Below are 11,899 nucleotides of genomic sequence, written 5' to 3'. Positions count from 1 at the left end.
TCCTTGCCCAGGGTCTCGGTGAGCCCCTTCGCGGTCGAACCCGTGCCGACCTGGTCGATCCGCAGGCCCTGGTGGGCGTTCTGGACCGCCGCGCTGGCGTCGAGCAGCGGCTGGATGCGCCGGTCGGCGTTCTCGGTGTCTCCCTTCATGGTCACCGGGAGCAGCAGGGCCTTGCCGTTGGGCGAGGCGACCGGCTGGCCGACGCTCTCCACCTCCGGCAGCGCCGTCATCCGGCCGGCCAGCTCCTGGGCCGCCTGCTGGGCCGCCTTGACGTCCAGTGCCCCGCCGGCTTCCGCCGTGATGAGGACGTTCTCCTCGGGCTTCTCGGTGAAGTGGCCGGAGGCGACGATCCGGCCCGAGCGGCCGGACTCGCCGACCCCGGACTCCTGGTCGCTGATCTTGTTGCTCCCGGCGGCCCCGCCCAGGAAGAGGCAGGCCGCGACGAAGACCACCCAGAGTCCGATGGCGGACCACGGATGTGTGGCACTCCACCGCGCGACCCGTACCGTTGCCGGCTTCTTTCGCACGTTCTGCTTCCTTCCATTGCTGCGGAAACCGCTCGGGCGGCTGCCGTTGTGGCGATGGGGAAAACGCTAGTTCCGGGCGCCGGGCCGGGACACGAGGTAAACCGCCGAGGTGGCCCCAGTTTTCCGCAGTCCGTGGCCTGCGGGTTCCCGTAACGCGGGCGGTGCGGTTTCCCGTAATGCGCCCGGCGGAAATCTTGACCGGACTGAATCCGGCGGCTAGCTTCAGTTTCCGGTTCGCCCTTTCGGATCGCACGGCTCGGTAAATCCGTCGACAGGAAGATGTCACTCCGTGGCATTAGACGAGGGGAAAAAATGGAAACTGTGGTCCTCACCCGGCAGCATATTGCCAAGATCGTCAAGGAAAAGGGCTTCGATCATTTCATGGACCGGATGATCTCCAGTCTGGGCGAGGCGTTCAGGGACGGCGGGCGCGGCGGCGTGACCCCGGCCCGGGAGGGATTCCTGCGTGGTCCGGGGGATACCGCCATCATCGAATGGATGCCGCACCATCGGCCCGGCGACTCCGTCACCATCAAGACCGTGGGCTACACGCCGGCCAACCCGGAGGAGCACCGGCTGCCCACCATCATCGGGTCCATGACCCGGTACGACGACGTGACGGGCCGTCTGCTGGCGGTCTGCGACGGGATCCTGCCCACGGCCATCCGCACCGGCGCCGCCTCGGCGATCGCCAGCCGGCTGCTGGCCCGCCCGGACAGCCGGGTGCTCGGCCTGGTCGGGGCCGGCGCGCAGGCCGTCACCCAGGCCCACGCCCTCAGCCGGGTCTTCCCGCTGGAGCGGATCGTCGTCCACGACATCGACCCGGCCCACGCGCGGTCCTTCGCCGAACGCGTGGAGTTCCTCGGACTGGACGTCCGGGTGGCCCCGGTCGCCGAGATCGAGGCCACCGCCGACATCATCTGCACCGTCACCTCGGTGGCGGTCGGCGGCGGCCCGGTGCTGCTCGGCGAGCACCTGCTCCCGCACGCGCACGTCAACGCCATCGGGGCGGACCTGATCGGCAAGTTCGAGGTGCCCCTGCACGTCCTCCGCTCGGCCTTCGTCACGGCCGATCACCGCGGTCAGGCACTGCGCGAGGGCGAGTGCCAGCAGCTGGCGGAGAGGGACCTCGGGCCCGACCTGATGGAGCTGTGCGCGGAACCGGCCCTCGCCGCTGCGCACCGGGACGGCCTGACCGTCTTCGACTCCACCGGCTTCGCGCTGGAAGACCACGTGGCCTTCGACGTGCTGTTGGAGCTGGCCGCCGAGGCCGGGCTGGGCGACCACGTCCAGATCGAGCACCTGCCCGAGGACGCGCTCAACCCCTACGCCTTCGCGTAGCGGCGGTCCCCACGGCGCCGAACGCGGGCTGTCCCCGTGCCGCACCCCGGCACGGGGACAGCCCGCTTACGGTGTCCGCTTCCCGTCCCGGTGCCCCGTCGGCCGCTTCCCGGGCCCCGGCTGCGGCGGCCCGGGCCTCAGGACTCCAGGTACCGCAGGACCGCCAGGATCCGCCGGCTGTAGCCCGTGGTGTGGCTCAACTCCAGCTTGTCGAATACGGTGTTGAGGTTCTTCTCCACCGAACTCAGCGAGATGTGCAGCTTCTGCGCGATGGCCGTGTTGGTGTGCCCCTGGGCCAGCGCCTCCAGCACGGTGCGCTCGCGCGGGGTGAGCCGGGCGAGCGGATCGCCGTGCGTGGTGCGGATGACCAGTTGCCGGACGACCTCCGGGTCGATCGCCGCCCCGCCCGCGTGGATCCGTTCCAACGCGTCGAGGAACTCCTCGACCTGGGCCACCCGGTCCTTGAGCAGGTAGCCGACCCGCTCCGCGTTGGACGCCAGCAGCTTGGCCGCGTAGTTGCGCTCGATGTGCTGCGAGAGCACCAGCACGCTCACCTCCGGCCAGCGCTCGCGGATCTCCACGGCGGCCCGCAGCCCCTCGTCGGTGTGGGTCGGGGGCATCCGGATGTCGAGGACGACGACGTCCGGCTTCCGCGCCTCGACCTCCTGCAGGAGCGTCACGGCGTCGCCGAACGAGGCCAGCACTTCGTGGCCCTCCTCGACGAGCAGCCGTACCAGGCCCTCCCTGAGCAGGGTCGAGTCCTCGGCGAGGATTACGCGCATGGGATCTCCGCAGTGATGGTGGTCGGTCCCCCCGGGGGGCTGTCGACATGCAGGACTCCGTCCAGCGCGGCCACCCGGCTGAGCAGCCCGGTCAGGCCGCTGCCGGCCGGGTCCGCGCGGCCCGTCCCGTTGTCCTCGACCCGGACGGTGAGCAGGGTGCCGCTGAGCGTCAGCCGTACCGAGATGGCCGAGGCCGAGGAGTGCTTGGCGGCGTTGGTCACGGATTCGGACACCACGAAGTAGGCGGCCGTCTCCACGGGCTTGGGCAGTGTCGCGCCGACCTCGAACCGCGTCCGCAGCGGGATGCTGCACCGCTCGGCCACCCCGCCCAGCGCCTCTTCGAGACCGAGGCTGTCGAGCGCCGAGGGGTACACCCGCCAGGCCACCTCGCGGAGTTCGGTCAACACGCCCTGGGACTCCTCGTGGGCCTGCAGCAGCAGCGCGCCGGCCTGCTCGGGGTTGCGGCCCCGGCGGGCCCGGCCCAGCAGCATGCCCAGCGCCACCAGCCGCTGCTGGACGCCGTCGTGCAGATCGCGTTCGATGCGCCGGCGCTCGGCGTCCACGGCCTGGACCACCGCGGCCCGGCTGGTGGCAAGTTGGTCGATCCTCCGCCGGAGCAGCTCCTGTTCCGAGGGGCCGAAGCACTCGCGGGCGGTCCGGGTGTCCAGGGCCGCCAGCGAGTACAGGCCCTGCAGGTCGAGGAAGAGCAGGACACCGCCCAGCAGTGCCTGGGTGAGGAGTTGGTCCCAGTCGAGCGTCCCCCGGGTCGCCCCGTTGACCATCAGCCCGGCCAGGATGACGCCGAAGGCCAGCAGCCCGATGACGACGGAGCAGAGCAGCCCGGTGTAGCAGCGGACCGCCAGGTAGCGCAGGAGCTTCTGGTCGGACGCCTTGTAGTGCTCGGGGAAGCGGTCGCCGAAGAAGACGGAGCGTCGGGTCCGTTCCAGGAGCGTCAGTCGGCGCGCCCCGGCCATCAGCACCTCCAGGGCGCTCGGCCGGCTGCGCGGCCAGAGCAGGAAGGGGCCGAGGGCGGTGCCGACGACGAGGAAGTGCAGCGCGCCGAGCATCGCGGTCAGACAGCCGATCAGCACGCCCAGACTGCGGCGCGGCCAGGAGGGGGCCGGTGCGACGGCCTCGTCCTCGGCGACGTCCCGACCGTCCGGAAACTCCGTCGGGTGGTGGGATGCGGCGCCCGCTGAATCTCCTCGCACGAGGCCCGAGCCTAGTGCGGCGGCGCACCCCGGGCAAGATCGCCAGGGCTCCGTGGCGGCCCGGACGGTGCGCTCGGGCAGGACGGTCCCGGTCATGAACTGCGCCGCTGCCGCGTCCGGTTGCGGCCCCGCAGCCGGGCGGCCAGGTAGCCGACCAGGGCCACCACGACCACGGCCAGCACGACCTTGGACAGGACGCCGACGTAGGTCTCCACCGTGTCCCACCGGGCGCCCAGCCAGTAGCCGGCCAGCACCAGGACGCTGTTCCAGATCAGGCTGCCCAGGGTGGTGAGCATGATGAACTGCGGCAACGCCATGCGCTCGACGCCGGCCGGCACCGAGATCAGACTGCGGAAGATCGGCACCATCCTGCCGAATAAGACCGCCTTGGTGCCGTGCTTGGCGAACCACTGTTCGGTGCGTTCCAGGTCCGAGACCTTCACCAGCGGCAGCCGCGCCCAGATCGCGTGCATCCGCTCAAGGCCGAAGAGCAGGCCGATCCAGTAGAGGACCACCGCGCCGACCACCGAACCCAGCGTGGTCCAGAACAGGGCCGACACGAGGCTGATCACCCCCTGGCCGGCGGCGAAGCCGGTCAGCGGCAGGATCACCTCGCTGGGCAGCGGCGGGAAGAGGTTCTCCAGGGCGATCGCCAGGCCGGCCCCGGGGCCGCCCATCGTGTCGACGAGGTCGGCGGCCCAGCCCGCGATGCCGTCCGCGGGTTCCTGGGGCAGCGCCAGGAGCGTGAGGTGCATGGTGGTCTCCAAGGCCGGCGGGGGTCGGTCGGCCGGGGCGGTCGCCCCGATGCCCCTCCAACCTAGGAAGCGCTGCTCAGCGGCGGTATGAGGATTGCCGTCCGGTCCGGTGGTGTTCTCCGCAGGGCCGGTCCTGCGGAAACCCGGAGGGTCCGCGCGCCCGCCGGGACCGGCGGCCGGCCGCCGCCGGAATGCGCGGCAAACGCCGCTGACCCTTTCCTGCCAACCCGCTCGGATTTCCTTTTCCGGGTTGTCGGTCCGGGGCTACGTTGGTTCTCGTTCGAGCGGTTCGTTCGAGCGAATCCATCCCTCACAAACCGGAGGTCAGCAATGGAGAAGGAAATCGAGACCGGTCTCGTCTACGAGGCCCCGGAGCTCTCCGAGCTCGGCGACTACGACGAGCTGACCCGTGGCGTCGGCTTCCCGCTGGCCGACTTCTTCATCCACTTCGACTAAGCCTCACAATGGCCGGTCGCTGATCGGATGAATTGAACGATGCCAGACGGCGGCGGAATGCGGGGGAATCCCCCCGCATTCCGCCCTACCGCTGCTCCCGGAATCGCGGAGGAACCATGCAAGAGAACCCGGATCCCCCTGGTCCCTGGTTCGTCGCTCTGCCCGACAGCGCGTCCGCGCTCCCGGTGACCCGGCGACTGGGCGGCCACATCGGATTCACCCTGAACCACGCCTCGGGCCGCCCCTGGGTGGTCGGACAGGCCCCGGACGGGAGCACCGGTGTCGCCTCGGCCGTCCACGCCCGGTACGGCACCACCACGCTGCTGGTGACCGGCACCCACGCGCTGACCGCCGATCAACTGGAGGGCTGGGCCAGGCGCGTACGGCACCCGGCCGACCTCGACGCCCTCGCCCGCTCCCTCGCCGGCAGCGCCCACCTGGTCGCGAGCATCGACGGCGAGATCCGCGTCCAGGGCACCGCCACCGGGGTGCGCCGGGTCTTCACCGCCACCGTCGACGGCTGCGCCCTCGCGTCCGACCGCGCCGACCTGCTCGCCGCCCTGGCCGACGCCCCGCTGGACCCGGTCCGCCTCACCGCGCGGCTGCTGGCCATGACCCCGTCGTCCCTCACCGAGCCGCTCTGGTCCGGTGTCGACCTCGTGCCCGCCGACAGCTGCCTGCTGGTCGCCGCGGACGGCCGGTCGACGATCCGGCCCTGGTGGCAGCCCCCGCCGCAGGAACTGGACCGCGCCCAGGGCGCGCCCGCCCTCCGCCAGGCCCTCGCCGAGGCGGTCGCGGTACGGGTCCGGGACGGCGCCGTGGTCGGCTCCGACCTGTCGGGCGGCCTCGACTCCACCCCCCTCAGCTTCCTGGCCGCCGAAGCCACCGGCCGCGCTGCCGGCGGCCTCGTCACCGTGCGCATCGGGGTGGCGGACCCCACCCACGACGACCACATCTGGGCCGCCAAGGCGCAGGACCCGCTCGACGGCGACCACATCACGCACACCGTCTTCCGGCCCGGCGAACTCCCCGACATGTTCGAGGACGTGGCCAGCCCGATCACCGGCCTGGACGAGCCCACCCGCTGGATCCGCCCGGTCGCCAGGCTCAAGGAGACCGCCCGCCGGCTGGCCGCCGTCGGCGCCCGCGTGCACCTCACCGGACACGGCGGCGACGAAGTGCTCGCCGTCAAGCCCAGCTACCTGCACGACCTGACCCGCCGCCGCCCCGGACTGGCCCGCGAACACCTCGCCGGCATGCGCGCCATGCGCCGCTGGTCCGCGTCCGCCACCGTCCGGGCCCTCGCCGACCGGCGCCCGTACGGCGTCTGGCTGGCCGCCGAGGCCGAGGACCTGACCAAGCCCTTCCCGCCGGCCAACGCGCCGCTGTTCGGCTGGGAGTACCCGCTGCGCCTGCCGCCGTGGGTCACCGCCGACGCCGCGTCCGGCCTGATCGACGAGATGCGCCGGCGCGCCGACGGGGCACGGCCCTACGCCCCGACCCGGTCCGCGCACACCACCATCGACCTGGCCCGCCAACTCGGCGCGGCGGTGCGGCTCGCGGAGACCGTCACCGGCGCGGAGGGCGCCGTCCTCCAGGCCCCCTACCTGGACGACCGGGTGATGGAGGCCTGCCTGGCGGTCCGCCCCGAGGAGCGCAGCTCCCCGTGGACGTACAAGCCGCTCATGGTCGAGGCGATGCGGGGCACGATGCCCGAGGGGTCGCTGAACCGGGCGACCAAGGGCGAGTTCTCCGACGACTTCTTCCGCGGCCAGCAGCGCCACCGCGGCCAGCTCGCCGAACTGTTCGAGCAGCCGCTGCTGGCCGGGCTCGGCCTGGTCGACGCCGCGACGCTGCGCCACATGGCGCTGTCCGCCTACCCGCCCGGCCTGCCCTGGGGCGCCCTCGACTCCACAATGGCCGTCGAGAACTGGCTGCGCGCCCGGGCCCGGTGGGACCTGGCGCCAGCCGACGCCTCCACAACCGAACCGACCGAGTCGAACCACGGGAAGGACGACCGTGTCCCTCAACCTCGCTGACGGTGTGTCGATCGCCGAGACCGACGACGGCGCGGTGCTGCTCGACGAGCGGTCGAGCCGCTACTGGCGGCTCAACGGTTCGGGCGCGCGCGTCCTCCAGGGCCTGCTCGCCGGGCACGACGCCCGGGAGGCGGCCGTCGACGCGGCCGCCGGTGCCCGGGTGGCGCCCGAGCAGGCCGAACAGGACGCCGCCGCCCTCCTCGCCAAGCTGCGCGCGGCCGGGCTGGTGACGCCATGAGTTCGCCCGTCGCCATCACCGACCGCCCCCGGCTGGCCGCGCACCGGCGCGTGCTGCCGTGGCTGGCGACGGTGGTGGCCAGGGTCCTGATGCACCAGCCGCCGGCCCGGATCCGCACCGTCCTGGAGTTCCTGCGCCGGGGTGCCCGGCCGTCCACCGTCCGGGAGGCGAGCGGCGCCCGCGCCGCGGTCGTCGCGGTGAGCGTCAGCTGCGCCGGCGAGGGCTGCGTCCAGCGCTCGCTGGCCACCGCCCTGCTCTGCCGGCTGCGCGGCCACTGGCCCACCTGGTGCTCGGGCGTGCGGGTGGTCCCCTTCCTGGCGCACGCCTGGGTGGAGGTCGACGGCGAGCCGGTCGACGAGCCGTACCCGCGCGGCTACCACACGACCCTGATCCGGGTGCCCCCGCTGGAGCGGTCATGAGGACGGCGGAACTGACGGACTTCGGCCTCGGGCTGCGGATCGACGGCTTCGAGCCCGGCTCCCACAGCCCGCGGATGCTGCGCTCCCTGCTTTGGGAGTACGGCGTGCTGCACCTGACCGGGGTCCCGCGCGACGCCGCGGAGTTCACCGGGCTGGCGCGCTGGTTCGGCGAGCCCGAGACGGTCTTCCCCGCCGAGCACCGGGCGCCCGGCTGCCCGGAGGTCCGCCTCCAGACGAACGTCCGCGGGCTGGGTGCCAACGCGGGCGGGCAGTACTGGCACGCGGACGGGTCCTTCGCGCCGACTCGCTCCGTCGTCACCCTGCTGACCTGCGACGAGGCCCCGCAGGCGGAGGGCGAGACGCTCTTCGCCGATCTGCGCGCCGGGTACGCGGCCCTGCCCGAGGAGCTCCGGGCGGAGGCCGCCGGCCTGAACGGCGGCTTTCCCTGCCGGCAGATCGCCGAGCAGGACATGCGGCGGGCGACGGCCATGCGCACCGTCGTGCTGTCCGAGGAGGAGCGGCAGCGCAAGCTCGCCGAACTGACCGACTTCGTCCGGCCCCTGGTGGCGACCCACCATGCCACGGGGCGGGAGGTCCTCGTCCTCAACGAGCACTGGCTGCGGGACGTCCCGGGCCGGTCGGCGGCCGACGGTCGGCAGTTGCTCGGGCAGCTCTACGGCACGGTGACCCGGCCGGCGAACGTGTACCGGCACCGCTGGGCGATCGGGGACGTCCTGGTCTGGGACAACACCTCGGTGCTGCACAAGGCCGTCCCGGCCGCGCCCGGCCAACGCAAGACCACCCGACGGATCACCAGCGTCGTGCCGCAGCCGATGCCGATGCCGGTGCCGGAGCCGGCGCTCCCCGTCGCGCCCTGACCGCCGGGGCCCCTGATCGCCGAGGCCTTCGCCGCCGCCCCCCGACGGCGGCGAAGGCCTCGGGCACAGCGGCCGGCCGCCCGCCGCGTCGGTCCCCCCGCGGCCGTCGCGGCCGGCCGCCCGCCGCGTCGGCTCCCCCACGGCCGCCGCGGCCGGCCGCCGGCCCCTGAACTGCCGCTTCGGACGTACCCGGTGTGAAATCTTCATGCGGACGCCGTGACCCCGGAGGTGTCTGCGGTGGACCGGCCGCGCCATACTTTTGGCGACATCAGTTTCGGCCGGGAAGGCCTCCTTGAGCGACACGAGTGAGCATCAGGTGGTGCACCTCTGGTCGCTGGACGAGGACGTCGTCGTCGTCCCAGGCGACGGTGACACCGAGACCGTCGTCAGCGGTCGGTGGGGTGTCCAACGGCTCAGGGGGGACGGCTACGGCCTGCTGCGCGAGGCCCTGCGTCGGATGCAGCTGGGGCCGGTGCGCCTGACCAACGTGGAACACCCGCCCGGCGCGGGCGGTGGCGTGCCGGTGGACCGGATCCTGCGGCCGGCCCTGCGGCAGGTCGCGCACCTGGTGGTGCGCACCCTCGCGATGGACGACCTGGGGGGCCCGCTGCTGTCGGTGTACCCGTTGAGCCCCAAGGCGGCCTTCACCCTGGTCGGACTCCCGGTGCGGCGGCTGCGGCTGGTGCTCGGCGCGTCGCTGGTGGTCCGGACCGAAGGCGTGGTGCTGGAGACGCCGACCAGCCCGTACCGGGTGGTGGTGCACCGCCCCGAGGTGTTCTGGGTCATCGGCATGCTGATCCGCCCGTGCCTGCTGGAGGACGCGGTGGCCGCGCTCCCGCTGCCGCCCCGCGTCACCCGCGGTGTCATCGGGTACCTGCGGGCGGCCGGGATGGCCGTTCCGGCCGACCCGGGCCGCCCGCAGGCGCGGGTTTGACGACCGGATCCTAGAGCAGCCAGCCCGCCTCGCGGGCGGCGCGGATCGCGTCGACCCGGTTGCGCGCGTTGAGCTTGGAGACGATCGTCGTCAGGTAGTTGCGCACGGTGCCCGAGGACAGCCGCAGCAGTTTGGCGATCTCGACCGGGTCGTGGCCCTCGGAGGCGAGCCGGAGAACCTCGGTCTCGCGTTCTGTCAGCGGGGTCTCCTCGCTGTTCCAGGTGTCCAGCGCGAGCTGCGGGTCGATCACCCGCTGTCCGGCGGCCACCCGGCGTATCGCGGTGGCCAGTTCGCCGGGCGGCGCGTCCTTGAGCAGGTAGCCGGAGACCTGGGCCATCAGGGCTCGGCGCAGGGTGCCGGGCCGTCCCAGGTTGGTCAGGATCAGGGTGCGGCACTCGGGCAGCCGCTCCCGCAGCCGGGCGGCCGCGGTGAGCCCGTCGAGGCCGGGCAGGTCGATGTCGACGACGGCCACGTCGGGCCGGTGCTCCAGGGCCGCGTGCACGATCTCGTCGCCGCGGGCGACCTCGCAGACGACGGAGAGGTCGTCCTCAAGGTCCAACAGCGCGACGAGCGCGCCGCGCACCATGTGCATGTCCTCGGCCAGCAGGATGCGGATCTCCATGACGCAATACTCCTCGGTGGCCGCGCGGGCCTGGGGTGGGAGCGGGAGGATCCGGACGTGGGGGGTCCGGGGCGGGCGGGGGCTTGACGGTCAGGCGGCCGGGCCGCTGTGCGGCAGCGCGGACGGCTCCCCGGACTCCCAGGGCTCCGTGTCCCGGGCGGCGTCCCGCTGCCCGGGGACGGTACAGGCCGGGGCCTCCGCGATGACCTGGAACGTTCCGTCGCACCCGTGGGCGATGGTCAGCCGGCCGGAGACGGAGTGCAGTCGCATCCGGAGGTTCTCCAGGCCGGCGCCGCTGTGCTGCGAGGTGTCCCGGTAGTCCGGGTCCACCCCGTCGTTGGTCACCACGAGCCGTACGCGGCCGCCGTTCTGGACGGCTTCGATGGAACAGCGGCCGGCCCGCGAGTGGCGCAGCAGGTTGGTGATCGCCTCGCGCAGGACGGCCGCGAGCACCGTGTTGACCTGCGCGCCCAGCTCGCCGAGCCGCACGCTGGTGGTCAGCTCCACGTCGGTGGCTTCCAGCAGGGCGACGACCGAGGAGAGTTCGCTCTCCAGGGACATCTCGCGCAGGCCGCGCGAGACCCGGCGGACGTCGGCCAGGGACTGGCGGGACAGCGTCAGGACGTCCTCGACCTCCGTCTTGGCGCGCTGCGGCTGGGCCAGGACGAGCCGGTGGATCAGCTCGCTCTTCAGGGTGATGGCGGACAGGCTGTAGCCGAGCAGGTCGTGCAGGTTGCGCGAGATGCGCAGCCGCTCCTGGATCACGGCCAGGCGCGCCAGTTCGTTCTGCGTCTCGTGCAACTGGCGGACCAGGGCGGCGAGTCGGGACAGCCCGTAGACGACGAGGCCGGTCAGCAGGGTCGACTGCGAGAGGTAGAGGCTGTCGAGCAGCGGGCGTTCGTCGATCGCGGGAGGCACCAGCATGCTGAGTCCGACCACGCCGTACAGCGGCCAGCCGACCCGGGGCGGCAGGAGCCGCAGCAGCGATCCGGCCAGGAACCCCGCCATGGCGCCCCACTGGGCGTCGAAGAGCGGCACCGGCAGGTAGGTGAGCAGTGCCTGGATGCCGAGGGTCGTCCACTTCTGCCGGGCGGGCGCCTGCTCGGCCCCCGGTCGGGAGTGCTTCAACTGGATGCAGAAGATGGCGACCAGGCAGAGCAGGCAGACCGCCATCTGGACGGGGGACAGATCGGTCCCCGCGATGTTGAGGGCCGTGATGCCGAGGTAACTCAGGAGTGCGGACGTCAGGATGATGAGGGCGAAACGCGGGGCGGGCGGTGTGCGTTGGCCCCTCTCCGTTCCCGGCCCTCCGCTAGCATCCGGTCGACTGCTGTCGTCGTGGCTGAGCTCATCGAGACCTTGCATTGTCTCCGCGCCTTCTCTGCTCACATCCCCCTGTGAGCACTTCCGTCGATCATATCTTGGCGTACGGACGAAAGTTGACTAACAACAAATCCGGTCACCTGCCTGGCGCGGTCGTCGACGACCTGGTATGGCCGCACCCGGCACGCGAACGCGACCCCTGGCCGGTCGAGGGCTCCGGGAGACCCGACCGGCAGGGGCCGCGGGTGCACCGCGCCAGGGCGTGACCCGTCCTGCTCTGCTAGAAGTCTCCTGAAGATCTTGTTGTTGGTGGAGGGGTGTCCCCGGGTGGGGATGCCCCTCTGTCGTTATGCGGTGGTGGGGGTGAGGGTCCA

13 protein-coding genes are annotated in these 11,899 nt (G+C 72.5%); 7 read left to right on the top strand and 6 right to left on the bottom strand.

The window, feature by feature from the left end; translation table 11 throughout:
* Positions 1-527: MMPL family transporter (locus AC0B61_RS36510; RefSeq protein WP_471746746.1), on the bottom strand; the 527-nt coding region annotated here is incomplete at its 3' end.
* A gap of 312 nt (positions 528-839) precedes the next feature.
* Here AC0B61_RS36510 and AC0B61_RS36505 point away from each other — a divergent pair.
* Positions 840-1,868: an ornithine cyclodeaminase family protein gene (locus AC0B61_RS36505; protein ID WP_471746744.1), complete on the top strand. Its 1,029-nt coding sequence runs from the start codon at positions 840-842 to the stop codon at positions 1,866-1,868.
* Positions 1,869-2,005: 137 nt separating this feature from the next.
* Here AC0B61_RS36505 and AC0B61_RS36500 read toward each other — a convergent pair whose 3' ends face one another.
* From AC0B61_RS36500 to AC0B61_RS36490, 3 genes are all read right to left on the bottom strand, one after another.
* Positions 2,006-2,650: a response regulator transcription factor gene (locus AC0B61_RS36500; RefSeq protein WP_401087042.1), complete on the bottom strand. Its 645-nt coding sequence runs from the start codon at positions 2,648-2,650 to the stop codon at positions 2,006-2,008.
* The gene (locus AC0B61_RS36495) at positions 2,641-3,861 is read right to left on the bottom strand and encodes a sensor histidine kinase (RefSeq protein ID WP_401087040.1); all 1,221 of its coding nucleotides are present in this window, start codon (positions 3,859-3,861) and stop codon (positions 2,641-2,643) included. Before AC0B61_RS36495 ends, AC0B61_RS36500 begins: the two co-directional genes overlap by 10 nt.
* Positions 3,862-3,953: 92 nt before the next feature.
* Entirely contained in the window at positions 3,954-4,616 is a 663-nt protein-coding gene (locus AC0B61_RS36490) for a DedA family protein (protein WP_471746741.1), read from the bottom strand.
* A 330-nt stretch (positions 4,617-4,946) separates the two neighbouring features.
* On the opposite strand from AC0B61_RS36490, the gene AC0B61_RS36485 reads away from it, so the two are divergent.
* The 6 genes from AC0B61_RS36485 (at position 4,947) to AC0B61_RS36460 (ending at position 9,580) form a co-directional block, all read left to right on the top strand.
* Positions 4,947-5,072, top strand: a complete 126-nt coding sequence (locus AC0B61_RS36485; RefSeq protein ID WP_350519254.1) for a lasso RiPP family leader peptide-containing protein — start codon at positions 4,947-4,949, stop codon at positions 5,070-5,072.
* A gap of 116 nt (positions 5,073-5,188) precedes the next feature.
* The gene (locus AC0B61_RS36480; protein ID WP_471746739.1) at positions 5,189-7,111 is read left to right on the top strand and encodes an asparagine synthase-related protein; all 1,923 of its coding nucleotides are present in this window, start codon (positions 5,189-5,191) and stop codon (positions 7,109-7,111) included.
* A complete protein-coding gene (locus AC0B61_RS36475; protein ID WP_471746737.1) occupies positions 7,092-7,349 on the top strand; it encodes a lasso peptide biosynthesis PqqD family chaperone in 258 nt (85 codons plus the stop codon). Before AC0B61_RS36480 ends, AC0B61_RS36475 begins: the two co-directional genes overlap by 20 nt.
* Positions 7,346-7,768 (top strand): lasso peptide biosynthesis B2 protein, encoded by a 423-nt coding sequence (locus tag AC0B61_RS36470; RefSeq protein ID WP_471746735.1) that lies wholly within the window; start codon positions 7,346-7,348, stop codon positions 7,766-7,768. Before AC0B61_RS36475 ends, AC0B61_RS36470 begins: the two co-directional genes overlap by 4 nt.
* A complete protein-coding gene (locus AC0B61_RS36465) occupies positions 7,765-8,646 on the top strand; it encodes a TauD/TfdA dioxygenase family protein (RefSeq protein ID WP_471746733.1) in 882 nt (293 codons plus the stop codon). Before AC0B61_RS36470 ends, AC0B61_RS36465 begins: the two co-directional genes overlap by 4 nt.
* 292 nt (positions 8,647-8,938) lie before the next feature.
* Positions 8,939-9,580: an NADH oxidase gene (locus AC0B61_RS36460; protein ID WP_401087030.1), complete on the top strand. Its 642-nt coding sequence runs from the start codon at positions 8,939-8,941 to the stop codon at positions 9,578-9,580.
* A 10-nt stretch (positions 9,581-9,590) separates the two neighbouring features.
* Here the strand turns inward: AC0B61_RS36460 and AC0B61_RS36455 are convergent, their stop codons facing one another.
* On the bottom strand, positions 9,591-10,202 hold the full coding sequence (locus AC0B61_RS36455) for a response regulator transcription factor (RefSeq protein ID WP_401087028.1): 612 nt from the start codon (positions 10,200-10,202) through the stop codon (positions 9,591-9,593).
* Between the two features lie 90 nt (positions 10,203-10,292).
* A complete protein-coding gene (locus AC0B61_RS36450) occupies positions 10,293-11,375 on the bottom strand; it encodes a sensor histidine kinase (protein WP_471746730.1) in 1,083 nt (360 codons plus the stop codon).
* Positions 11,376-11,899: the final 524 nt, after the last annotated feature.

The sequence above is a fragment of the Kitasatospora sp. NPDC023385 genome, from assembly GCF_055664045.1.
The sequence above is the reverse complement of the archived record's forward strand: the minus strand, read 5'-3'. Positions and strand labels throughout refer to the sequence as shown.